At 33.4% G+C, this 26211-nt stretch carries 22 protein-coding genes; 15 read left to right on the forward strand and 7 right to left on the reverse strand.

Features of this window, described 5'->3' with window-relative positions:
- Nucleotides 1–1776 (forward strand): DUF2326 domain-containing protein, encoded by a 1776-nt coding sequence (locus IWX83_RS14580; protein ID WP_196830712.1) that lies wholly within the window; start codon nt 1–3, stop codon nt 1774–1776.
- The gene (locus IWX83_RS14585) at nt 1777–2589 is read left to right on the forward strand and encodes an endonuclease (RefSeq protein ID WP_196830714.1); all 813 of its coding nucleotides are present in this window, start codon (nt 1777–1779) and stop codon (nt 2587–2589) included. It abuts the gene before it with no gap.
- A gap of 16 nt (nt 2590–2605) precedes the next feature.
- Here IWX83_RS14585 and IWX83_RS14590 read toward each other — a convergent pair whose 3' ends face one another.
- The 3 genes from IWX83_RS14590 to IWX83_RS14600 are packed head-to-tail and all read right to left on the reverse strand — an operon-like array spanning nt 2606 to nt 4433.
- Nucleotides 2606–3238: a conjugal transfer protein TraD gene (locus IWX83_RS14590; RefSeq protein WP_196830716.1), complete on the reverse strand. Its 633-nt coding sequence runs from the start codon at nt 3236–3238 to the stop codon at nt 2606–2608.
- 22 nt (nt 3239–3260) lie between these two features.
- On the reverse strand, nt 3261–3653 hold the full coding sequence (locus tag IWX83_RS14595) for a DUF3408 domain-containing protein (RefSeq protein ID WP_196830724.1): 393 nt from the start codon (nt 3651–3653) through the stop codon (nt 3261–3263).
- A gap of 12 nt (nt 3654–3665) precedes the next feature.
- Nucleotides 3666–4433: a ParA family protein gene (locus IWX83_RS14600; protein ID WP_196830726.1), complete on the reverse strand. Its 768-nt coding sequence runs from the start codon at nt 4431–4433 to the stop codon at nt 3666–3668.
- Between the two features lie 711 nt (nt 4434–5144).
- On the opposite strand from IWX83_RS14600, the gene mobA reads away from it, so the two are divergent.
- From mobA to IWX83_RS14665, 13 genes are all read left to right on the forward strand, one after another.
- On the forward strand, nt 5145–5591 hold the full coding sequence (gene mobA / locus IWX83_RS14605) for a conjugal transfer protein MobA (protein WP_370568434.1): 447 nt from the start codon (nt 5145–5147) through the stop codon (nt 5589–5591).
- Entirely contained in the window at nt 5588–6904 is a 1317-nt protein-coding gene (gene mobB / locus IWX83_RS14610; protein ID WP_196830734.1) for a conjugal transfer protein MobB, read from the forward strand. Before mobA ends, mobB begins: the two co-directional genes overlap by 4 nt.
- A gap of 105 nt (nt 6905–7009) precedes the next feature.
- Nucleotides 7010–9010: a conjugal transfer protein MobC gene (mobC, locus tag IWX83_RS14615; protein WP_196830736.1), complete on the forward strand. Its 2001-nt coding sequence runs from the start codon at nt 7010–7012 to the stop codon at nt 9008–9010.
- A 501-nt stretch (nt 9011–9511) separates the two neighbouring features.
- Entirely contained in the window at nt 9512–11059 is a 1548-nt protein-coding gene (locus tag IWX83_RS14620; protein ID WP_196830738.1) for a type I restriction-modification system subunit M, read from the forward strand.
- A gap of 3 nt (nt 11060–11062) precedes the next feature.
- A complete protein-coding gene (locus IWX83_RS14625; protein WP_196830740.1) occupies nt 11063–11485 on the forward strand; it encodes a hypothetical protein in 423 nt (140 codons plus the stop codon).
- Nucleotides 11482–12669 (forward strand): restriction endonuclease subunit S, encoded by a 1188-nt coding sequence (locus IWX83_RS14630; protein ID WP_196830747.1) that lies wholly within the window; start codon nt 11482–11484, stop codon nt 12667–12669. Before IWX83_RS14625 ends, IWX83_RS14630 begins: the two co-directional genes overlap by 4 nt.
- Complete coding sequence (gene fic / locus IWX83_RS14635; RefSeq protein WP_231380056.1) at nt 12662–13537, forward strand: protein adenylyltransferase Fic; 876 nt, start codon at nt 12662–12664, stop codon at nt 13535–13537. The genes IWX83_RS14630 and fic overlap by 8 nt, the downstream gene beginning before the upstream one ends.
- A gap of 22 nt (nt 13538–13559) precedes the next feature.
- A complete protein-coding gene (locus IWX83_RS14640; RefSeq protein WP_196830749.1) occupies nt 13560–16667 on the forward strand; it encodes a type I restriction endonuclease subunit R in 3108 nt (1035 codons plus the stop codon).
- Nucleotides 16668–16738: 71 nt separating this feature from the next.
- Nucleotides 16739–17230, forward strand: coding sequence for a hypothetical protein (locus IWX83_RS14645; protein ID WP_196830751.1), 492 nt, complete (start codon nt 16739–16741; stop codon nt 17228–17230).
- 80 nt (nt 17231–17310) lie between these two features.
- The gene (locus IWX83_RS14650) at nt 17311–18069 is read left to right on the forward strand and encodes a metallophosphoesterase (protein WP_196830753.1); all 759 of its coding nucleotides are present in this window, start codon (nt 17311–17313) and stop codon (nt 18067–18069) included.
- A 122-nt stretch (nt 18070–18191) separates the two neighbouring features.
- The gene (locus tag IWX83_RS14655) at nt 18192–19181 is read left to right on the forward strand and encodes a MarR family transcriptional regulator (protein WP_196830755.1); all 990 of its coding nucleotides are present in this window, start codon (nt 18192–18194) and stop codon (nt 19179–19181) included.
- Nucleotides 19175–19939, forward strand: a complete 765-nt coding sequence (locus tag IWX83_RS14660) for a hypothetical protein (protein ID WP_196830757.1) — start codon at nt 19175–19177, stop codon at nt 19937–19939. Before IWX83_RS14655 ends, IWX83_RS14660 begins: the two co-directional genes overlap by 7 nt.
- A 14-nt stretch (nt 19940–19953) precedes the next feature.
- On the forward strand, nt 19954–20256 hold the full coding sequence (locus tag IWX83_RS14665; protein WP_196830759.1) for a hypothetical protein: 303 nt from the start codon (nt 19954–19956) through the stop codon (nt 20254–20256).
- 499 nt (nt 20257–20755) lie between these two features.
- On the opposite strand, the gene IWX83_RS14670 is transcribed toward IWX83_RS14665, so the two are convergent.
- The 4 genes from IWX83_RS14670 to IWX83_RS14685 all read right to left on the reverse strand — a co-directional run bounded on the left by IWX83_RS14670 (nt 20756) and on the right by IWX83_RS14685 (nt 25884).
- On the reverse strand, nt 20756–22837 hold the full coding sequence (locus IWX83_RS14670) for a type IA DNA topoisomerase (RefSeq protein ID WP_196830761.1): 2082 nt from the start codon (nt 22835–22837) through the stop codon (nt 20756–20758).
- Between the two features lie 21 nt (nt 22838–22858).
- On the reverse strand, nt 22859–24286 hold the full coding sequence (locus IWX83_RS14675) for a DUF3945 domain-containing protein (protein WP_196830763.1): 1428 nt from the start codon (nt 24284–24286) through the stop codon (nt 22859–22861).
- A gap of 52 nt (nt 24287–24338) precedes the next feature.
- Nucleotides 24339–24680 (reverse strand): helix-turn-helix domain-containing protein, encoded by a 342-nt coding sequence (locus IWX83_RS14680; RefSeq protein ID WP_196830765.1) that lies wholly within the window; start codon nt 24678–24680, stop codon nt 24339–24341.
- Nucleotides 24681–25038: 358 nt separating this feature from the next.
- Complete coding sequence (locus IWX83_RS14685) at nt 25039–25884, reverse strand: RteC domain-containing protein (RefSeq protein WP_370568435.1); 846 nt, start codon at nt 25882–25884, stop codon at nt 25039–25041.
- Between the last annotated feature and the right edge of the window lie 327 nt (nt 25885–26211).

Below are 26211 nucleotides of genomic sequence, written 5' to 3' on the forward strand. Positions count from 1 at the left end.
ATGTTAATTAGAATATATTCAGATACCAACCTTATAGATACTGTTCCATTTCACAATGGAATAAACATCATATTGGGTAAATATTCGGAAGATAAGGAAGCCAGAGGAATTAATGGAATTGGTAAATCTACTTTGGTAAGGCTAATAGATTTTACTTTATTAAGTTTTAAAGCTGAAAAAAGATTTAATCAAAAAAAGTATGACTTTTTAAGAGACGACGAACATACAATTATTTTAGAATTTGAATTGCAGGGACAAAAATATTTTATCAAAAGAAGCTTTGCCGATACCAAAAAAATATTTTTTGGTAAACGACCTGATGCACTTGATGAATATGAAAAATCTGAAATGCCCAAAGTTCTTGAGGGAATATTTTTCCCTACTGAAAATAATGAAGTATTCTTTGAAGGGAAAAGATATGGAACGTTGATGGAGTTTTTTGTCAAGGATGATTTACAAAGTCAGCAAAGAGCAGACCCTTTAAATTTCGTTTCTTATAATGCAAATGCGAGAGAAAAAGCATTATATAATTTTTATCTGCTTAATCTTCCAACTAAAACACTTTTAAAATACAATGAAGTCTCTTCCGAATATGAAAAATATAATAACACCGTAAAATCCTTATCTGAAAAAATTAAAGCAGATACTGGTAAAGATATTCAGGAGTTTAGAACAGAACGGTTGAAAATTGAAAAAGACATTTCTGCAATTGAAAATAGTTTGAAAGAATATAATTTTCTCGATAATCACAAAGAGATAGAGCAAAAACTAAATCAAGTTATTTCTGAAATCAATGAGCAATCTGTAATCTATCACAATGCAAATCGAAAATTAGAAAAACTAAAATCCTCTTACAGTGATGTCTCATCAATTGACTTGTCTAAAATTCAAAAGCTATACAACGAAACGATAGCAACTTTTGGAAATTTTGTTAAGAAAAACTTAGATGAAGTTATCGATTTTAAAAAGCAACTACTTGCTAATAGAAATAAATATCTCTTAGAGGAAGAGAAAAAGCTACAGTCTTCCATAGACCAAAGCTTAAAACAGCTTGAAAAATCAGAAAAAAGTAGAAGTCAATTATTTTCCTTGTTAAAAGAAAGAGGTGCTTTGGATAGAATTGAAAGTACTTATGAAAGATTAGTGAATGAGAAAACACTTTTGGAACGTAATACATCAATTGTAAGAGAGATTGACGAAATCGAGGAAATATTGGGAAATTCTAATATTGTCATAGCTGAACTAAAAAGAGATATGCTCAGCGAATTAAACAAGCAACAACCTTATATTGATGAATTAAGATTGCTATTTCAACAAATTCTTGAAAACGCTATTTATTTAGATGAAGAATTCGATAATTCTTACTTCAATATTCCATTAAATTCTACAACACCAAGAAATCAGTTACCTTTCAAGATTAATTTAGAAATTCCAAAAGCAGATGCTTTAGGACAAGAGCGCTTAAAGATTGTAGCCTATGACTTAATGGTATTTTTGAAAAGCCGTATCGACAATAGAAATATTCCTGATTGCTTAGTACACGATGGGGTATTTCACGCTATATCAAACAAAACGATAACCAATGTTCTGAATTATATGTTTCAAAAATCAAATGAGCTGCACAATTTTCAATATATACTTACATTCAATGAAGATGAAATTGATTTAAGCCGAGATGAAAATAAGTTTGGTAAGTTCGACTTTGATTGGTCTAAACAAGTGATAGCAGAATATTCTGATAGCGAACAAGAAACAATTTTTAAAAGATTTTTTTAAATGGTAAAATATCAACTACCGCCTTTAAAGGATGATAAAATATTTGAAGAATTCACGTGCGATTTATTCAATTTTTTAGAAAATACATTATCTTATGAAAACATAGATTTTCAGACTTTTGGTGTGAAAGGTCAAAATCAAAAAGGGATTGATGTCTTTTCCGCAAAAACGAAAACGGTAATACAATGCAAATTAAAAAGCATTGATAAAAAGGATGATGCAATTAGAAAAAATTTAATTCAAGACATAAATGCGGATTTAGAAAAGGTAAAAGATCTAAAAATTGATTTTGAAAGGTTTATTTTTGTTTCAACATTTCGTGATGATGCACAAATACAGGAGTATTTAAATCAGATTAGGAAAGAACAAGAATTAGCATTTCATTTATATTACTGGGGATGGGATACTTTAACAAAAAATATTGAAAGGTCAGAAGTTTTATTACATAAGTATTTTCCACAGTTTATAAAGAAAATCAAACCAGTAAAACCGAAATTGGAATTACCTGAAGGAGCTTTAGGCAAAGAACTTTCTAAAAGGAACTACATCGATTATCTTAAAAAACGATACGGAGATTGGAAACAGTTTGAACTAAACAAAAAAGGCGAAAAATTCAATTGGGCTTCATTCACTATTTCGTTATCCAAAAGATATAAAGCTTCAGGGATTAATTATATTGATGTTAAATATTTTGATGATTTGGCATTGTACCTAAAAGGTCGAATTGATGGGACAATAATGGGAAAAATAAATAAATCTAAAGGCTCAAAAAATTATTCGGCATTTGAAGATTTTTTGGAAAATCCTTTATAAAAAAACATAGGGGAGCCTATACAAACTCCCCAATATCAAACTCCTCCAAATCATTTTTACACAAAAAAGAAGAACCAGAATCCGTTTCTGAAGAAAGTGTGCCGTCTAGTAGCTTGGCTATTTTTTGAGAAGCATCTTCAATAGAATTTTCCAATAGGTCGAATAATTCGGTTCCTTGTATTTTCTGAAGTAGTACTGTTGCTGTTTCCTTTTGAGAGGATCTCATTTTCTCTTTTTGTAACAACGTTTTTACAGTGCTTAATTCTTCAAAGGTAACCCCTTGGGCAAAACCATTATCGCTATCGGATATTCCAAAACTATTCCATTCTTCTTCTTCAGTCTCAAAATCAGGTACATTCTCAAAAACTTCTTCCAGCTCTTCTGGTAGCATTTGTAATTCGACTTTTTCTTCGTCGATTTCGATTTCAAAATTATCATTTGTTTGCTCCTCTTTTTGCTTTTGACTTTCATAGTCATTGTTTGGCACAGCAAGGCTTTTTTGAGGCTTGGGTTGTCCCATAATATCGGGAAGATTTGGATTTTTCCCTTCTTGCACTGCCTTTTGCCTTGGATATTTTTTAATAACAATTTTGTCTTTTGCCAAAAGGAAAATGACGATGAGCAGACAAATTACAATTAGAGTTTCCATTCTATTTCGTTTTTTTCATTCATTAAAAAATCGGTTTGTTTCTCTCATTAAAGAAGTCCTGAATTTCATTTCCAAAATCATTAAAATGCTGTTCTAAGATATTATCGATATAAGAATACAGTGTTGTTTTCTCTTCCCTTGTCAATTGTACAATTCGAAGGAGTCGCTCGTGGTATTCAGGTCTTATGTAGACTACTTTACCACTACGTCCTGACGGGTATCTATTGGTAAGAAACATCTCTTCATAGTTCCGCTTTTTTGTAGCACTTGCACGAGTTTTCTCTTTAGGTTTGTTTTCCGTTGGTTCAACATTTTGGCTATTATTAACCACTTCATCGCCACTCATGATATTCATGAGGTAGTCCTCATCTACATTAGGTTTTTGAAAACCTTTGTGCTTTTTATCAGATTCCATAGAAGATGGGATTTAAGGGTTTACACTTTTGAGAAATTCATTTACAAAGAGGTCTAGTTTAGTTATCTTCATCAAATTAAGTTCAGCAGGAAGAAGGCTTGACCTAAATATGTAATTGCTAGTATCATCTGTTTCCTTGCGGAAGCGCTTGCTATCCATTATTTTTGTTTCCATTATGGAAAGACCTAATTCTTCTATCACACTTTGGTAAGCCTTATATAAACTGGTCTTTTCCCTCCTATCCACTTGATTCCAAAACAACCAAAATTTTAAGTTCTTGTTGCCTCCATCTGTTTCTGGAAGCTGCAAAAATGCTTTGGCAAAGCTTAAGGTACTTTCTACTACCAAACGGTCAGCAGTGATGGGCGAAAAGATAAAGTCCATCGCTTTTAATGTGGTCAAAACACCTTTGGTATTGGCAGTTCCTGGAAGATCAAACAAAATAATATGCCAATCAGTATTCGATTGATCTACATATTCTGACGCTTTTTCTAGCGCATTTTCGGCCTTACAACGAATGACTGGAAATGCTTTTTTATCAATCGACTGAAACTGCTTCATTGCAGCTCTTTTGTGGTAGTCATTTTGCATCACCGTTTTAAGATCTCTGTCTCTCATATTACTAAGACTATGCTGCGGAAAATCACAGTCCAACACCAGAATATTAAATCCCAATCGGTAATGTAGCACACTAGCTAACAAAGTTGTCATTGTCGACTTCCCTACTCCACCCTTTTGGGTAGAAAAACTGATTTTTAAAGTTTTCTTTATTGTTTTCATTACTTATAATTTTAAAGTTATCTATTTACTAAATTGTTTTGCTCTACCTCAGTATGCCTTCTTGTATTTCCGTACAAGCTTTTGTTCTATTTATTTGCTTTAAATATGTATTTATCTACAATTGCATATTCCTATATTTTCCAAAAAGTATTCCTTGTTTTTCGGTTTTATGTAAGCTCATTTGTTTTACTGCTTTTATGCTTTTACATTTTTATAGTTGTACAACTTTATCGTTTTACAACTTTCTTTTTTGCTAATTGCTTGCTTACTCCTAAATCTTATTATTTGTGTTTATAATTGGATATAAAATCATTTTTAAATATCCCTTTACAATTTTGAAACAAAGAAAGTAGCTACCACCGCTACTTTATAGAAGCAGGATTTCATTGGCGTTATGTGGCATTATTTGGCTACACTTACTATTACATCGTTCTAAAATTCAATGATTTACTTTGTTAAGGAAGTAAAGAAATTAAAAAATGAAAGGCGTAAATAAAAAGTTAAACACTAACTGGAACGGCCTAAAGCCGTTTTTCCCTGCTCTATTAAATCTGTTCCGCCGGCAGGCGGACGGATTATCTGTTCACCAGAACAGAGCAAGTTGTGTTTTGAGGCACTCGAAATGAATTCCGTGCCTCAAAACAACTTGCCCGCCGCGGCGGGGCTTAAAACTCCCTCCGAAGTCGGGGTTTTCTAAAAATTACAAATGGAATGATGATGGAAGATCAAGAGAACAAAAAACAACACAAAGGCGGTAGGAACCCCAAAAAGGATCCTAGCATACACCGTTATGTTTTTCGTTTAACGGATCAGGAAAATGCTAAATTCCTATCTCTTTTTGAAGCTTCGGGAGCAGACAATAAAGCTCATTTTATTACTTCAGTTCTATTTGAAAAGCAAATAAAAACGGTAAAAGTAGATATGGCAACAATGGATTATTATATGCGCTTAACCACTTTGTATGGTCAGTTTCGTGCCGTTGGCGTTAACTACAATCAGATTGTGAAGATATTATACCGTAATTTTTCTGAAAAGAAAGCAGCAGCTTACCTCTTTAAATTGGAAAAACAAACAATAGAATTAGCACAATTATGTCGCGATATCGCTCAATTAACAGAAGAATTTGAACTGAAACATTTGAAAAAAGAAGAAAAATGATAGCAAAAATTGGTCGTGGTGCAAATATAATTGGTGCGCTTTCGTATAACCAATTAAAAGTAAATCAAGAAAATGGAGCAATATTAGCGACTCACAGAATAAGAGAAACAGTCAATGGACAGTTTACTGTTAACCAGTTATACAGTTCGTTCGAACCTTATTTAATGGCAAACAAACGAACAGAAAAACCTGTTTTGCATATCTCACTTAACCCAAATCCAAAAGATAGTGTATCTGATGAAGACTTTAAAAAGATCGCAAAAGACTACATGGAACTTATGGGATATGGTGACCAGCCTTATGTAGTATTTAAACATACTGATATTGAACGAACGCACATTCATATCGTTTCGACCTGCGTTGATCGTTACGGCAAAAAGTTAACTGATTCCTATGAAAAATTACGTTCTATGAATGCTTGTCGTGAATTGGAACAAAAATATCAATTACTTTCTGCTACTGAAAAGAAACACAATTCGAAAGAAGTAATTTTTAAACCAGTTGACTACAAAGAAACCAATGTAAAAAGTCAAATAGCATCGGTAATTCGCTATTTACCAAAGTACTATCAGTATCAAAGTTTAGGAGCATATAACGCTTTGCTTTCACTTTTTAATATCACTGCCGAACAAGTGACAGGAGAAATTCAAGGTCGAACTAAGCAAGGACTCGTCTATTTTGCATTGAATGAAAAAGGAGAAAAAGTGACTAATCCGTTCAAATCCTCTCTATTTGGAAAACAGGCTGGAATGGATAGTTTACAAAATCATTTCGAACAATCTAAAGAAAAAATGAAAACAGAACCTTCGAAAGAGATCCTAAAAAATTCGGTTGAAGTCGCAATGCATACCACGACTAATGAAACCGACTTTAAAAAACAACTAGTCGATCAAGGAGTTAATACCATTGTTCGAAGAAATGATCAAGGACGAATTTACGGAATGACTTTTATTGACCACGAATCTCGTACCGTGTGGAATGGATCCCAATTAAGTAAAAATTTATCAGCCAACGTTTTTAATGACTGTTGGAAGAATGAAGGTACTCAAAAAGTTCAAAATGACATGAAGAATGATAAAACAGTCCTATCCACAAATCAAGAGAAAGATTTCGAACTAGAAAATGAAAAACCACACGCTCTTTTCGATTTTCTTAATGGAAATAATTCAACCCATTCTAATATTGATTTTGGCCTTGTAGAAAGCCTTGGAAGTTTGCTACCAAATGGACAAGGTGAAGATTATGAAGAGCAAGCATTTGCTAATCAAATGAAGAAAAAGACGAAACGAAACAATCATCGCGGCAAGAAATAGTTTCAGCGAGACAACCAAGGTCAATTGATGCCAACGGAAGTCAATTAACTTAGATTCTTTAACGTTCGATCTATTTTCGCTCGTTACATTTTAATTTTTTCAATTATGCAAGGAGAAGACGATTTAAGAGGACTCGCCAAAATAATGGCTTTCATGCGTGCGGTAAGCATCCTATTATTATTGATGCACTTCTACTGGTTTTGCTATAGCTTTTTCTTAGAAAAAGGTTGGACGCTAGAAATCATCAATAAAATACTAGGTAATTTTCAACGGACGGCAAGCCTGTTCTCTCATACCTTATACACCAAGATTTTTGCTTTGGTATTGTTAGCTTTAAGCTGTTTGGGAACAAAAGGAGTCAAAAACGAAAAAATTAGTTGGACAAAAATCTACATTGCCTTAATCATTGGATTTATACTCTTCTTTCTCAATACACCTTTGTTGAAGTTGCCTGCTGGAATCGCTATCTCCTTGTATATCTTGACTACTTCAGCGGGTTATATTTCGTTAATGGTAGCTGGTGTATGGATTAGCCGCCTACTGCGTACCAATCTTATGGATGACGTTTTTAATAATGAGAATGAAAGCTTTATGCAAGAAACCACATTAATACAAAATGAATATTCCGTTAATTTGCCAACCAAGTTTTATTACAAAGGAAAATGGAATGAAGGATGGATAAACGTTGTAAATCCTTTCCGAGCCTCCATTGTTTTGGGAACACCAGGTTCTGGAAAAAGTTATGCGATCATAAACAACTATATCAAGCAGCATATCGAAAAAGGATTTTCGATGTACATCTACGATTTTAAATTCGATGATCTTTCGACAATTGCCTACAATCACTTATTAAAGCATAGCGATAAGTATACCGTTAAACCAAAGTTCTATATTATCAACTTTGACGATCCTAGCAGGAGCCACCGTTGTAATCCCATCAATCCCGATTTCATGACTGACATCTCAGACGCTTATGAATCTGCCTATACCATTATGTTGAACCTAAACCGCAGTTGGATACAAAAACAAGGGGATTTCTTTGTCGAATCTCCAATTATATTACTAGCCGCTATAATCTGGTATCTGAAAATTTATGATAATGGAAAGTACTGTACTTTTCCACATGCTATTGAATTACTCAACAAGAAATATATTGATGTATTCACGATCCTTACTTCCTACCCTGATCTCGAAAACTATTTATCTCCGTTTATGGATGCTTGGCAAGGTGGAGCGCAGGATCAGTTGCAAGGACAAATCGCTTCCGCGAAAATTCCGTTGTCACGCATGATTTCGCCTCAACTTTATTGGGTTATGACTGGAGATGATTTTTCGCTGGACATTAACAATCCAAAAGAGCCTAAAATTCTATGCGTTGGTAATAATCCAGATCGTCAGAATATTTATTCAGCGGCATTGGGTTTGTACAATTCGCGAATTATAAAACTCATCAATAAGAAAGGAAAATTAAAAAGCTCAGTGATCATTGATGAGTTGCCAACAATTTACTTCAGAGGATTGGATAACCTAATAGCTACCGCTAGAAGTAACAAAGTAGCCGTTTGTTTGGGATTTCAAGACTATTCGCAATTAACCCGTGATTATGGCGACAAGGAGAGTAAGGTGATCCAAAATACCGTTGGCAATATCTTTAGCGGTCAGGTTGTGGGAGAGACTGCCAAAAGCCTATCTGAACGCTTTGGGAAAGTATTACAAAAACGTCAAAGTTTAACCATTAATCGAAACGATAAATCAACTTCAATTTCCACACAATTAGACAGTCTGATTCCAGCTTCTAAAATCTCTACACTTACGCAAGGAATCTTCGTGGGAGCTGTTGCAGATAACTTTGATGAACGCATTGAACAGAAAATTTTCCATTCTGAAATTGTCGTAGATAATGATAGAGTAACTTCAGAAACTAGGGCGTATAAAAAGATACCTGTTATCTTATCTTTCGTTGATGAAAATGTTGAAGATCAGATGAAAGCCGAAATTGAGACTAATTACAAACAGATAAAACGGGATATTGTTTTAATTATCGAAAGTGAATTGCAACGAATTAAAAACGATCCTGATTTGCAACATTTGGTGCAGGAGGGTTAGTTGAAAAGAATATCAACTATCAAGCAGACTTAATTACATAATGCTCCAATAGTGTTTCTAAGTATTCTATTTATATAAAACCATTCAAGAAACAAACGTAAAAATGTTTGTTATTATGTACAAATTGATTGTTTTTGTTCATAATAACGAACGTATGTAAAAATGAGCACCAAAAAATAAATCTTGTTCCATAACCACCTATGCTCCAAGAAGCGAACAAGAACTAACTAAAAAGTATTCAATATTTAGAAAAAGATAGTAAGGAGTAAAAAATAAATGATACAACTCCAAAGAATAATTATAGTTTTATCTCCTATTTTTTGAGATATAATAGTAATTTAGATGCCTTTACTTACACAGCAATAAACTGTATCAGTAAAGACCTTAAAAGAACGGAATCAACAGTACTAGAATAATTTGAATTCTTTTATAAAATACGAACAATACTTTTTCACCTAAAATAATATAAGTTAACCCTAAAGATTTACAAAAAGAATAATAATGACAAGTACAGCACAAAGAGCAGAATTACAAGCGAAAATATGGAGAATAGCCAACGAAGTACGCGGCTCAGTAGATGGATGGGATTTCAAACATTTTGTTTTAGGAGCACTTTTCTACCGATTTATAAGTGAAAATTTTACAAAATATATTGAGGGTGGTGATGAAAGTGTAGATTACGCCAATTTTGCAGATGATCAAATAGTAGCAGAAATAAAAGACGATGCGATAAAAACAAAAGGGTATTTTATCTATCCTAGTCAACTTTTTGCAAATGTCACTAAAACGGCTAATACCAATCCAAACCTGAACACCGATTTAAAAACTATTTTTAATGCTATTGAAAGTTCTGCGAATGGCTATCCATCAGAACAAGATATTAAGGGATTGTTTGCCGATTTTGATACTACAAGTTCTCGATTAGGAAATACAGTTGAAAACAAAAATAGCCGTTTAGCAGCGGTGATAAAAGGTGTAGAAGAACTAAATTTTGGCAATTTTGAAGACAGCGAAATTGATCTTTTTGGGGATGCTTATGAATTTTTGATTTCCAATTATGCCGCTAATGCTGGTAAATCAGGTGGTGAATTTTTTACACCGCAACACGTATCCAAACTAATTGCGCAATTGGCAATGCACAAGCAAACCACTGTAAATAAAATTTATGACCCTGCAGCAGGTTCTGGTTCTTTACTCTTACAAGCCAAAAAACATTTTGATAACCACATTATCGAAGATGGTTTTTATGGCCAAGAAATAAACCACACAACCTATAACTTGGCGCGTATGAACATGTTTTTACACAACATCAATTACGATAAGTTTAATATTGTGTTGGGAGACACGCTAAAAGACCCGCAATTAGGCGATGAAAAACCCTTTGATGCTATTGTATCCAATCCTCCCTATTCGGTAAAATGGATTGGAGATGAAGACCCAACATTAATCAACGACGACCGCTTTGCTCCTGCTGGGGTATTAGCACCAAAATCAAAAGCAGATTTTGCCTTTGTGCTTCATGCACTACATTATCTATCTCCAAAAGGAAGAGCTGCATTAGTTTGTTTTCCCGGTATTTTTTACCGTGGTGGTGCCGAACAAAAAATTAGAAAATACTTAATAGATAATAACTTTGTAGAAACCATTATATCCGTAGCTCCCAATTTGTTTTATGGAACTTCTATAGCGGTTACACTTTTGGTACTTTCTAAACATAAGACAGATACTACCACGCAATTTATCGATGCCAGCGGCGAAGATTTCTTCAAAAAGGTAACCAACAACAATATGATGAGTGATGCACATATTGAAAAAATAATGGACTTATTTGATCGTAAAGAAGATGTGCCTCATGTTGCCATTTCTATCGAAAATGCAAAGATTGGGAAAAACGATTACAACCTATCTGTGAGTTCTTATATAGAAGCAAAAGACAATCGTGAAAAGATTGACATTACCGAATTGAATAAGGAAGTTGCCAAAACAGTAAAAAAAATTGATAAGCTGCGTGTGGATATTGATGCCATAATTAATGAAATAGAAAGCTAAATCATGGACGAGAAGAAAACAAATAGCAAATCAATTAGTAGATCTTCTGCTGCAGAATACTTAACATTTATTGCTGCCACAGGAGATGGAGGTGTAGATGTTATTTATGCAGATGAAAACATTTGGCTGTCACAAAAAATGATGGGCATTTTGTATGATGTAAATACTCGCACCGTAAATGAGCACTTAAAGCATATTTTTACCGATAGTGAAGTAGATGAAAATTCAGTTGTCCGGAATTTCCGGATAACTGCCACTGATAGAGAAATACTCCAAAATGCAGGCAAAGTTACTGCCGAAATTGCCAAAGCACATGCAGAAACCGAATTTGAAAAATATAGAATTTTGCAAGATAATTTGTTTGAAAGCGATTTTGATAGCATGATAAAACAACTCCCATCAACTAAAAACGAACCCAAAGCATGAATTATTTAGAAAAATTATTGGAAGGTGTTGCCGTTGAATGGAAAACTGTAGATGACATTTTTCAGGTTAAGAATGGCTATACTCCGTCGAAGCAAAACACAGAGTTTTGGTCTGATGGTACAATTCCTTGGTTTAGAATGGAAGATTTACGACAAAATGGAAGGATTTTAAGTTATTCTATTCAGCATGTATCCACCATAGCTGTAAAAGGAAACCTTATTCCCGCAAATTCATTATTAATGTCTACTACAGCTACATTGGGTGAACACGCATTGGTTCTAGTACCTTATTTGACTAACCAGCAAATAACTAATTTTTCATTAAAAGAAATTTACCAAAATAAAATTAATATTAAATTTCTTTTTTATTTATTTTATGACTTTGGTAAATGGTGTGCTGACAATGCTAACAAAAACGGAGGCTTAAGTATAATTGGAGTAAGTAAATTAAAACAATACCAATTCCCAATCCCTTGCCCCGAAAACCCTAAAAAATCACTCGAAATTCAACAAAAAATAGTTGCAATTCTCGATTCTTTTACAAAGCTTACAGCAGAACTTACAGCAGAGCTTACAGCTCGTAAATTGCAATATAGTTATTATAGGGAACAGTTGTTTATTTTCGATGAAAAGTTAGTAACAAGTAAATCTCTTGGAGAATTGGCAGAGAATATGGATTCTATGCGAAAACCTGTAACAGGCGGTTTAAGAGAATCCGGTAATATTCCATATTATGGAGCTTCGGGCATTGTTGATTATGTAAAAGACTATATTTTTGATGGTGATTTTTTATTAGTTTCGGAAGATGGGGCAAATCTTTTAGCAAGAAACACACCCATTGCATTTAGTATATCAGGAAAAAACTGGGTAAATAATCACGCTCATGTTTTGAAATTTAATACTTATGCTGAAAGAAGATTTGTTGAATACTATTTAAACAGCATTGACTTAACGCTATATATTTCTGGAGCAGCTCAACCAAAATTGAATCAGAGGAATTTAAATAGTATCAAAATACCTCATCCTACACTTGAAGTAAAAGAAAAAATTGTTTCCATTCTAGACAAATTCGACACTCTTACTACTTCCATCAGCGAAGGTTTACCAAAAGAAATAGAACAAAGAAAACAGCAATATGAGTATTATAGAGATTTGTTATTAACGTTCAAACAGCAAAATGTCTAAAATATCTATACGTTTTTTTGATGATCGCGAAGTGCGAGCCGTTTGGGATGATGAAAATGCCAAATGGTGGTTTAGCGTGTTAGATATTGTAGCGGTTTTAAGAAACCAAGAAGATTACACTAAAAACCGAAACTATTGGAAATACCTAAAAGCTAAACTAAAGAAAGAAAATAGTGAGTTGGTTAGTAACACTACCCAACTGAAATTAGTAGCTAACGATGGCAAGCGATATGCAACAGATATGCTCGACTATGAAGGCATAATAGCCTTGGGGAAACAATTTCCTAGCAAAACCGCCAACAGATTTATCAATTGGTTTACTTATAGCCCAGAAAGTATAGATGGCAAAAGCAAAACCAAGGCGTATGCCTTATTTGAAACCAGTTTTGTAGAGAGTCTTGAAGTAGGAACAGCCAAAGGTTTACAACAAATACACGCTTATTTATTTGGGGGATTATATGATTTTGCTGGACAATTACGAACTAAAAATATTTCAAAAGGAGGATATAGATTTGAATATGCACACTATCTAAATAGTACTTTGCTAAAAATTGACGCTATGCCCGAAACCAATTTTAATGAAATTGTAGAAAAATATGTGGCTATGAACAAAGCACACCCATTTATGGAAGGCAACGGCAGAAGTACCCGAATTTGGCTAGACTTGATATTGAAAAAACAAGAAAAAAGATGCATCGATTGGAGCAAAATAAGCAAAACCAATTATATGAATGCAATGATTATAAGTTCGGTAGATAGCAGCGTTTTAAACGCACTACTTAAGACAGCAATTACCACTGACATTAACAGCAGAGAAATGTATATGAAAGGCATCGATTATTCATATTATTATGAAGAAAATGAATAATCAAACTAAATAATTAATAGAAATGAAAGAATACACCACTATAGCAGAATCAAACAACTTCATTGTTTTAGATAAATTTACCAAATATTTAGAGGTCAATGAAACTCCTGCAAGTTATCAAACAGAAGCTGCTTTAGAGAAGGAATTCATCCAAGATTTAATCAATCAAGGATATGAAAACCCTACTAACCTTACCACACTACAAGCCATGTTAGCTAATGTAAGGGTACAATTGCAAGCGCTAAATAATATGGAGTTTTCTAACAATGAATGGGCTCGTTTTGTAGAAGAGTATTTAGACAGACCAAGTGATAATACCGTAGATAAAACAAGAAAGTTACATGAAAATTATATCTATGATTTTGTTTTTGACGATGGACATATCCAAAACATTTACTTAGTAGATAAAAGGAATATTGTTCGTAACAAAGTGCAAGTAATTTCACAATTCGAACAAAAAGGAACCCATTCTAATCGCTATGATGTAACCGTTTTAGTAAATGGTTTACCGTTGGTGCAAATAGAATTAAAAAAACGTGGAGTAGCAATCCGTGAAGCGTTCAATCAAGTGCATCGCTATAGTAAAGAAAGTTTTAATAGTGAGAACTCCCTTTTTAAGTATTTGCAAGTATTTGTAATAACTAACGGTACAGATAGCCGCTATTTTGCTAACACTGTGAAACGCGATAAAAACAGTTTCGATTTTACAATGAACTGGGCAAAATCAGACAATTCTTTGATTAAAGATTTGAAAGATTTCACAGCAACTTTTTTTCAAAAACATACGTTGTTAAATGTACTACTCACCTACTCCGTTTTTGATACAAGTGATACCTTGCTAATCATGCGACCGTATCAAATCGCTGCAACCGAGAGAATGTTATGGAAAATAGAAAGTTCCTTTAATACTAAAAAATGGTCCGATAGAGAAAGCGGTGGCTACATTTGGCATACAACAGGTTCGGGTAAAACCCTAACCAGTTTTAAAGCGGCTAGACTAGCCACAAATCTAAATTTTATTGATAAAGTTTTCTTTGTTGTAGACCGTAAGGATTTGGACTTTCAAACTATGAGAGAATACCAACGCTTTTCTCCTGATAGCGTCAACGGTTCTGATAGTACGGCTGGTTTAAAAAGAAATATAGAGAAAGAAGATAATAAAATTATCGTTACAACTATTCAGAAGCTAAACCACTTAATGAAAAGCGAAAGTGATTTAGCCATCTATCAAAAACAAGTGGTATTCATATTTGATGAAGCACACCGTTCTCAATTTGGTGAAGCGCAAAAGAACCTGAATAAAAAATTTAAAAAGTTTTATCAATTTGGTTTTACAGGAACGCCCATTTTTCCTGAAAATGCTTTAGGTGCAGAAACAACAGCAAGTGTATTTGGTCGCGAATTACATTCCTATGTTATTACGGATGCCATTAGAGATGAAAAAGTACTGAAATTCAAAGTAGATTACAACAATGTACAACCTAAGTTTAAAAGCTTTGAAACAGAAGTTGATGAGAAAAAATTAACGGCCGCAGAAAACACAAAAGCATTACTTCATCCGGCTCGTATCAAAGAGGTTTCGCAATACATTCTAAAGAATTACAGAATTAAAACGCATAGAAGTCACGCAGGAAACACAGGCTTTAATGCCATGTTTGCCGTAAGTAGTGTTGTAGCGGCTAAATGTTACTATGAAGAACTAAACCGTCTTCAAAAAGATACAGAGAAGCCTTTAAAAATTGCAACGATATTTTCTTTTGCAGCAAATGAAGAACAGAGTGCTATTGGAGAAATTACAGAGGAGAACTTTGAACCTTCTGCTATGGATAGCAGTGCCAAAGAATTTTTAACAGCAGCAATAAACGATTACAACGCAATGTTCAAAATGAATTGCGGTATTGATGGTAAAGGTTTTCAAGACTACTACCGTGATCTTGCCAAGCGGGTTAAAAGTAAAGAAATTGATTTAATTATAGTAGTAGGTATGTTTCTTACTGGATTTGATGCACCAACATTGAATACCTTATTTGTAGATAAGAATTTACGTTATCATGGATTAATGCAAGCTTTTTCTCGTACCAACCGAATATATGATGCTACAAAAACTTTTGGAAACATTATTACTTTCAGAGATTTAGAAATGGCTACTGTAGATGCAATTACCTTATTTGGCGATAAAAACACTAAAAATGTAGTACTCGAAAAGAGCTACAAAGAATATTTAGAGGGCTTTACAGATATTGCTACTGGAGAAGCACGAAGAGGTTTTATGGATGTGGTTAAGGAATTAAATGAAAAGTTCCCAAAACCAGACGAAATTGAAAGAGAAAAAGACAAAAAAGAATTCTCAAAACTATTTGGAGAGTACTTGCGTGTAGAAAATATTTTACAGAATTACGATGAATTCAATAATCTAAAAACACTTCAAACAATAGATGTTGACGACGTTGAAGCTCTTGAAGCATTTAAAGAAACTAATTTTGTAACAGACGAAGAACTAGCTACTATGCTAGAGATAAAACTATTACCGGAACGAACAATTCAAGATTATCGCTCAACTTATAATGATATACGTGATTGGTTACGACGAGAGAAAAACGGCAAAGAATCAGAAGAGTCAACTATTGATTGGGATGATGTGGTATTTGAAATTGACTTGCTTAAATCGCAAGAAATAAACTTGGATTATATTCTTGAATTGATTTTTGAGCATAAGAAAAAGAACAAAGATAAAGCCACCTTAATTGAAGAAATCCGTAGGGTAATTAGAGCAAGCATTGGCAATAGAGCAAAAGAGAATTTAGTGGTAGATTTCATTAATGAAACAGACCTTGAAACCATTCATGATAAAGCGAATGTTATAGATTCTTTCTTCAAGTATGCACAAGAAAGACAGAAAAAAGAAGCTTCAGAATTAATAAAAGATGAAAATTTAAATGAAGAGGCTACAAAGAGATACATAGCTGCGTCTTTAAAACGGGAATTCGCAAGTGAAAACGGCACCGAATTAAACGCTATTTTACCTAAAATGAGTCCCTTAAATCCTCAGTATTTAGCAAAGAAACAAAGTGTTTTTCAAAAGATCAGTGCCTTTATAGAGAAATTTAAAGGTGTTGGTGGGCAATTATAAAATTTATATCTCTATCAAAACCCGATGGAGCGGATTTGTAATCCGTTCCTACTATCATACACTAAACAGCTATGTCCAACTTTGATAAAACCGAAAACCTGCCTATCTACCAAAAAGCAGAACTAATTTTCCAGTTAGTAGAAAGCTTGATGGCTTCATTGCCAGAAGACGATGATTATATTCAAGTTACCAAAGATTTAATGCGAGCCAATGCAATAGCCATTCCTGCTAAAATAGCTGGGGCTGAAGGTGGCGACTTATATAGTATTCGCATGCAAAACGCCGCTATTATTAGAGATCATGCCATGCAAGTGTATGTACAAGTGGGTAGTTTACGTTTTTATGAAAGCTACAAAGATTTAGAATATGTAACACTTATCCGGAAAGAACTCGATGAATTCCAATTGCTATTCATCGATTGGGTAAATGGTTTTGATACTAACAACCACATATGGGATGAATGGGGTTTATTCAATCCTCCGGGCGCCATCCCTCCTACCGAGATTGATGGGTTTGAAGAAGATGATTTTGATATTGACGATTTTTTTGATGAGGAAGATTAAAGATTTTTGATCTACGTCAAAACTCTCTAACTTAGAAAAGGAAATTCCTTATTTTTTAAAAACTAAACAACTTCCTTCGTATGAAAATCCAATATTGTTCCGACCTACACCTAGAGTTCCCAGACAACAAAAAGTATATAGTTCAAAATCCTATTAAACCAGCAGCGGATATTCTAATTTTAGCTGGTGATATAGTGCCGTTTGCCTTAATGGATGAACATCAGGATTTCTTCGATTATATTTCAGAGCATTTTAAAATGACTTTTTGGATACCCGGAAATCACGAATATTACTATTACAACATTACAGAAAAAAGTGGTGTTTTAGAGGAGCAAATCCGTCACAATATTTTTTTAGTAAACAATTGCGTTAAAGAAATTTCAGGTGTTAATCTGATTTTTTCAACTTTATGGTCTAACATTTCGCCTTTAAGACAGTGGCTTATAAAAGAAAGTCTTTCTGACTTTAAAGTAATTAAATACAAGAATCGTTTATTCAATCCGGATGATTATAACATCCTGCATCAAGAAAGTTTGGCATTTATTAAGAAAGCAGTACAGGAAAGCAATGATAAGAAAACAATTGTAGTAACACATCACGCGCCAACATTTAGCCATTACCCTGAAAAATATGCCAACAGCAAAATCAATGAAGCCTTCGCATCAAACTTAGATGTCTTTATTGAAAATAATACTATCGATTATTGGATTTATGGGCATCATCATTGTAATGTTAATGATTTTGAAATTAAAAACACAAAACTGCTAACCAATCAATTGGGATACATCAAATACAATGAAAATGTTGGATTTAATGACAAAGCAATTATTTCAGTATAAAAAATTGAATTTTTATTCATTAATTAATATATTTTATTCATTAATAAATTAATATTTAGTATAATAAACCTATCTTTGTATAATAAACCTATATAGTTTATTATAACTTTTATTAGTTTATTATGGAGCAATTAAAAAAATATTTTCAACAAATACTTGGTGTACAACTCGAAATACAAGAGTTGAAAAAGGAACAATTGAATAAACTACCTTTTGTATTCAAAAGTAATTTTAAATTCTATAGCACCACCTTTAGAAATCATCAATTAATTTTATTGGAGCTAAACAAAGAGGATACTTTCAATGCAAATCAGTTAAGAAAACAAGTAGTTGAGATTCAAAAAAAACTCGAAAAACGGATAATTATAGTAACTGACACTATAACCGCAATAAACCGTAAACGGCTAATAGAAAACAGAATAAGTTTCATTATACCTGGGAAACAAATGTTTATGTCAGAATTATTAATAGACCTTCAAGATTTTGAGAAAGACAAAGTATTTAAAAAATCTGTCTTACTACTACCCTCAGCTCAATTAATCTTGTTACATCAAATTTTACACAAAGAGGATAATTTAAGCCAATATACATTCAAAGAACTAGCTGAGAAATTCCAATACACACAAATGGGAATTACCAAAGCAATAGAAAACTTGAAAAGATTAGCCATCGTGAAAGTAGAAGGGACAAAAGAAAAGAATATCATATTCGAAAAAGACATTCAAAAACTGTGGAAAGACAGTGAAGGATTATGTATTAGTCCCGTAATGAAGACGGTTTATGTAGATGAAAAACCACAAGGGTTGTTTAAGTCAAACACAACCGCGCTGGAAGAATATACGGATATGAATCCAAGCTCAATAGAATATTTTGCTATTGAGAAAAAACAATTTTACGAATTGAGAAAAAACAATCTGTTAGTAAACCTAAATAGTGAAAATGGCAACTATGCATTAGAAGTTTGGAAATACAATCCGGAACTACTCACAAAAGGAATAACAAATAAAAATAATGTAGATCCACTGTCATTATATTTAAGTTTAAAAGACGGATTTATTGATGAACGAACAGATATGGCATTAGACCAAATAATAGAAAAATACATATGGTAAAAGGTTTAGAAATTTTCAGACAGCATTTCAAAGAATTCACAGATAACTACATTATTATTGGTGGAACCGCTTGCGACATTATCATTGATAGCGTTGGACTTACACCAAGAGCAACAAAAGACATTGATATAATTTTAGTAATCGAAGCATTAAGCCCCGAATTTGTAACTCATTTTTGGGAGTTTATAAAGCAAGGAAATTATGATGTTAAGGAGAAAAGTGAAGAAGACAGAAAATATTACCGCTTCCAGAAACCACAAGTAGAAGAATTTCCATTTCAAATTGAATTATTCTCTAGAATACCTGATTTATTAGATTTAAATGAAGAAACATATTTAACACCTATTCCTGTTGACACTGAAATTTCAAGTTTATCAGCCATATTGATGGATGATGATTATTACAACTTCACGATCCAACACAGTAAATTAGATAAAGGCATACATCTCGCCAATAGTGAAGCTTTAATAGGATTAAAAGCCAAAGCATTCCTCGATTATAAAACGCGCAAAGAAAACGGAGAAAAAATTGATGAAAGACAATTAAGAAAACATAAAATGGATGTTTTCAGATTGTTATTACTACTAGCTCCCGAAGATAACTTTGCAATTCCAACAAGTATAAAAACGGATATAGCAAATTTTGCTGAAGCAGTAAAGAATGATTTGCCAGACAAACAAATTTTTAAAGAAATGGGTGCAGGAAATGTGAATGTAAAGGAGTTATTTGAACAATTAATTAGTGCTTTTAATATTTAAAAATAAAAAAATAAATGGGAAAGTATTTAGGACTTGATTTGGGCACAAATTCAATTGGTTGGGCTATAATTGACAATGATACAAATCATGTGATTAATAGTGGAGTGAGGATTTACAACACTAGTTTTAAAAATAAACAATTCACTCCAGTCAAAAAAACTAAAAAACGACAAAAAAGCGGCATCGTATTATGTGTTATCGCTACTATCCTACTAATCGTCAGTATCATAGATATTGTAAATTGGCAATTTTGGCTCAATATATCGTTGACAACATACATTGCAGTTCTAACACTTTATCTTCAACGCAAGAAATAATAGAATTTAGAAACAATGACGAACACGATAACCAATTTAACTCAATAGCAGAATCGTTCTAAGAGACAATTTAGGTAATCAATAGGTCTCACTCCAGTCATTCTCTTTGCTCCGTTCGGCTGCTCCACTCGGTATGCCTTCAACAGTAAGGTGTAAACGAAAAATAGTTTTTCGGCATCCCTACCTTGCGTAGGCACTTCACAGCCAATAAAAAAACAGCCTCTTAAAAATAAGAAGCTGTATTTTTACGCTGTTCCGTTCCTCAGCTCCACACGTTCATTCCTTGCGTTCGGTCAGGCTTTAATAACCCGGATAAAGCTTCATTTCGTTATGCTCCGTTCCTACGCTCCACTGCATTCCAGCCCTATCCAGTTTATACCCTTCCTTTTTACAATATGAGTTGACACTCTCATAAATTACCTCTTAATTTTTTAAGTGAAATACATCAGTAAATCTTAGTTACATTTTGCTATAAACAAATAGAACTAATTCAATGGCTTTATCTCCTTTTTTTCTTTTGTGGAAACACAAATGACGTTTCTCCATTTTCATTCATAACGATAAAGGCGTCAAATTTCTTTCCAGATTTACTAATCATCCCTTTTAAGAGGCTTGTTTTGCCTTTAGTAATTAATGCTTCCAGATCCACAACGCTTAGCTCTACGCCACATATATTTCGAAATTGAACCCAATTGCAATTTTCATCCTTACATTTAACTAACTTATCCCGAATCGCTATTTTCTGAAATTTACACCTTGGACAAATAAATTCAGGTTGATTTTCGACGGCAATAGATAAAGCAAGTATCTCGTGTGTTATAGTTGTTGTATAAACTTCTATTTCTCTTTGAAAATTTGCTATATTCTCTTCGTTGTTTTCTATTTTTTGCAAGGCTAGTTCCCACTCGGAAGTCATAGCAGCATTAGCGATCTTCATTTCTTTTACCATTTCGTAAACTTTTAATCCTTTTTCTGAAGGTACTAATAATTTCTTATCACGTTTGACATATTCCCTCTTAAAAAGGGTTTCAATAATAGCTGCTCTTGTGGCAGGCGTACCAATCCTTACATTTTGAATTGCTTTACGTTCTTGTTCATTGCCAATCTGATTTCCTGCATTTTCCATTGCGGAAAGTAAACTTGCTTCCGTATAAAGAGCAGGTGGTTTAGTTTTCTTTTCCAATACTCTTGCTGCCTTAATCTTGACTTCATCATCGATTTTTAGTTCTGGTAAGTCTTGAATAGGATCTTTTTCTTCATCTGAAAAACTTCCTTTAATAGCTCTCCAACCTGCATCAATAATTTTAATCCCTTTTAGTTCAAAATCATAGTGTATAACTTGCAGGACAACATCAGTTATCTCTTTAATACAAATAGGAGAAACGGCTTCAAGTAAACGGTATGCGATCATTTCATAAATAGCTTTTTCCTTTGCAGACAAAGCGGATGGAACCTTATCTGTAATCAATAAACCATGGTGATCAGTTACTTTTAAATCGTTAACAATTCGTTTATTTAAACGTCCTATTTTCATTTTAGCAACTACTCCTTTAAATTTCTCCATCTCTTCTAAATTCCATATAAGCTTAGAAACTTCTACCCACATATCTTCTGGAATATACTTACTCCCGGTACGAGGGTAACTAATGAATTTATTCTCGTATAGGCTTTGAGCGATATTGAGAGTTTCCTCAGCAGTTAGGTTTAATTTTATATTAGCCTCTTTCTGTAATGCTGTAAGATCGAATAGCAATGGTGGCTGTTCGTTAACTATTTTAGTTTCATTGGCAATTACCGTGGCGATCCCATGTCTCTGTAGCGATTTCAACGCGTCTTCAGCTTGTTTACTACCTTCCCATTTTATTGTGGAAAGACTTTTGAAATCAATAAACTCTTTGCGATGTTCTAATTCAATTTGCCAATATTGCTTGCTAACAAATGACTTGTTTTCTAAAAATCGTTTGCAAATGATTGCTAGTGTCGGTGTCTGAACCCTTCCCAGAGAATAAATACCGCTTCCGTTTGCAATAGTTAATGCTTGTGAGGCATTAATTCCTACTAACCAATCTGCACGGCTTCTACCTAGTGCTGCTTGATATAAACCATCGAAATCCTTTCCTGGTTTCAAGTTATTAAACCCATTTATAATGGCTTTTTCAGTTAGAGAACTAATCCATAAACGTTCAAAAGGCTTATTGCAATTGAGATATTCATAAATATAACGAAAAATAAGCTCCCCCTCTCTTCCCGCATCGGTGGCCACGATGATACTTTCGCAGTTTTTAAATAGTTGATCAATGATGTTCAGTTGTTTCAATGCCCCTAGATCACGAACATAACTTTTATCTTTCTTGACCCTGCGCACTGTTAGCAAGAATGGATTAGGTAATACAGGTAAAGCCTCTCTTTGAAATCCAGTAACACCATAATCTTCTGGCATTGCCACAGTCACTAAATGTCCAAATGCCCAGGTTACCTGATATCCATTTCCTGTCAGGAAACCCTCTTTCTTTTCTGTAGCTCCTAACAAGATGGCTATCTCTCGAGCAACACTTGGTTTTTCTGCAATTACTACTTTCATTGATTTAACTCTTTAGAATAGTTACATTTTTCGACCTTTCGATTTAGCTGCTGCTTTTGGCTTATCCTGTTGTTCTTGCTGTTTGGCACTTTCAGGATTATTCTGTTCGCTTTTTAAAGGCTCTTTAATTTTCTTAGTCGCCTCGTTGGTTTTACCTTCTGAGTTAACCGCAACCTGTGTTTTACTTTCCTCTTTTGGAGTTGCTTTCTCTTTTAATTGATTAGGATTATCAAAAGAAAAAACAGTTTTGGCGGTCTCTTTATCGAAACTAATATACCCTTGATACTCCTTACCTTTCTTATCAACCAAACCACTTACATAAACGGTTTGCCCGTCTTTAAGTTTTTGATGTTGTTGTTCGTCAAGTTCTTTGCCTCGAAATTCTTTTGGGACATCTTGTTGTTTAGCTTGTGATTGTTTATTAGTATCTGGTCTATCAAAAAGGAATTCAACGTAACGTTTATCCGCATTGAATTGAACAGATGCATTGAAGGGTTCTCCTTTTTTAGAGATCATATCTTCGATATACAACGATTTGCCTTCTGTCAAAGTTCGCTTTTGTTGCTCATTTAGTTTTATCCCTTTAATTTCTTCTGGAATTTTGATATGTTCTGTGCGTAGTGCAATAACTTCTTTGGTCAAACGGTCAATGCTAATAATCGAAGGTATTGTTTCCCCCGATTTGGGATTAATCAAATCAACGACTCTGCCCATGTTGCCACTTTTGAGCAAGTTTTCTTTATCATCTTTTGAAAATTCATGTCCGAAGAATTTGTAGTTTAACTGAGGTTCTTTTCGGATGCCATGAATAGAAAGAACTACTTGTCCGTTTTCTTTTTCTTGTAGTGATAGCCTAGCGTCCATTCGAGTGATGGAGGTTCCTAAATCAAGACTTACAGGAACTAGTTCATTGGTTTTATATCCTTTTAACAGCGGCTCTAGTAAGTTCATTTTTTCGAGACGTTCTTTACCTAATCCTAGATTAGACATAGCTTTCCAATCGATTTGTTCTAATTTGTAGCGATACTCGCCAGCTTCGGGTGTTGATTGTTTGGTTTCCATATTATTTTTATTTTCAGGTTTATAATCTAATTTTATCTCGTGTTGTTCAAATTGCTTCCCTCCCATTTTCGTAGGTTTATCAACTTCTTTCTGCATTCTTTTCGCTATTTGTATTGCTTGGTTTTCTGGAAATCTAAAAAAGGTAAAATGTGTAGGATCATTTAATTGCCGGTAAAAGTTGGAGAAAAAATTAGAAAACAAATCACCTTGTTTGTCTACACGCAGGAACTGACTTTCATTTTTTTTATCCGGGCCTACTGTTTGTAATTCTTTATCTTTTCCAATTCCCTTAACTGCCCTTACTTCCTTTTTATTGGTATCGAATACCAACAAAATATCCGAAAACTGTTCCTTTAATTGTGGATTACTAATAGTTTGTTCGCTCATGTTAATGCTGTTTTAAAATTTACTTAATCGAAAATAAATAGTTACGATCAAATTATTCACAGACTGACTTTAGCTGGCAGGTGTTGTCGTTCGTTGGCTTTAAATTTTGTCTAGGAGCATTAAAGCTATCACGTATAAACTGATGAACATCGGATAGTTTATAATAAATTTTTCCACTAATCGTATAATACGGTAGTTTACCCGTTGAACGATAACGCTGAAGTGAGCGGTTACTAATTTTCAACATTTGAAGGAGGTCCTGATTGTCCAGTAATTCTTCTCCGTCAATGTTATTTCGTTTTTTTTGGATATCAGTAATGTGTTCGCTTAAAATATCAAAACGATCCATGATCCGTTCCATCCATGCTATAAATTCCATTCTATCTATATTCATAAGGGTATGTTTTTAATCAATTAATAGTGTTAGACTTGCTATTGGTCAATTATTCACTTCACTTACCAGTATTGAGAATTGTTACTCTTTCAAGCTATAATTTCCACAGTAAAGATGTTGTAGCGACCTGTACAAAATTGCCAAGTATCTCTAGAACTTTATGCCAAGACTTACCAATTGAAGTAGATAATATTTAAAAAACTTATGGATGGATAAAAGTGACGGATAGTAACGCTTTATTACTATTTGTAGAAAAACAATACTGTACTAGAAGACGTTTTGCCAATTGGCGGAGATGGGTAAACATAAAAAAGCAGTACCATTGGATACTGCTTTCGAAACATTAAAATGTATTATATTATAAATCCTTATCCATATAATCCTCGACTGAAGATTTTAGCTGGTCTAAAAATAGCGTTCTATTACCAGCACGATCCTTCATTCGATGAAAAGAATGATGTATATCGCCCAGCTGAATTTGAAATAATACTTGAAGAACCGAGCTAATCTTTCGAATTCCTGCTTTACCATGAGAAATGGCTCCAGATACATGAAGGGCATAAATCAACTCTATTAGTGAATTTTTGGATTCTGTCCAGAAAAGATTTTCGGTCGACTCTCTATTTGTAGAAGCAATGTTAGGTCTGTCCACAGGATTTATTTTTATTATTAGATAATTGTACAACAATTCATTGGCAATTATCCGAGAAACTTTATAATCATAATAGGTAGAAAATTGAGTATCAACTTCAAATATAAAACTATTAAGTCCTGTGTTAATATTTATATTTCCTAACTTGAAAAAATCATCATCATGGTCCGTTCTTCCCGAACGATAGTAACGGTAAAATTCAGAATTAAAAATATGTTCCTTATATTCATTTTTTAATTGCTGCAGTTCCACTGAAAAATATTCATAATACATTTTTCCACCATGTACTGGACACGAGGTCTCTATTCTATAAACCTTATTGTAGTAAATAAGCTTTCCAAGTATTTGTGGTTTAATCACCCTAAAGAATTCAATTTCTTCATTTTGATCTTTAAATTTTTTTTCAGTAACATATCTTTTCATATTTGCCAGAAGATCCTGTAGAAATATAGTCATGCAGTATGATTCATCTATTACATGTGCCGACTCTAAACTAATTTCTTGTTCTTTTTTCAGGATACTATATAAGGTATCTTTGTAAGTTGATTGCATCATAATTAAAATAATATTAAAGAGAATAAGTCTATTCTAGTGTAATTATTAGTTTATTAAATCCTAAAGGCAAAACAATCTCTTAGTTGGCTGCATTTAAGAATTTAACAAATGACAAATTTTTTTATAGTTAATCATTATAAATTTAGTCTTAAACGATATTCTGTTGGAGACAAACCAGTATACCTTTTAAAAAAATTGCTAAAGAATGATAGATTATTAAATTGTAGTTCTATGCTGCGACCTATTCACGATGCAACTTTTTCAAAAACTTAAGATAGTTTTTAAGTTTTAATTTTCTGTTGCGCGGCTGAAATCGGAAATAAC

Origin of the sequence: Flavobacterium sp. CG_9.1 (genome assembly GCF_015751645.1) — a bacterium.
GTDB classification, from domain to species: Bacteria; Bacteroidota; Bacteroidia; order Flavobacteriales; family Flavobacteriaceae; genus Flavobacterium; species Flavobacterium xanthum.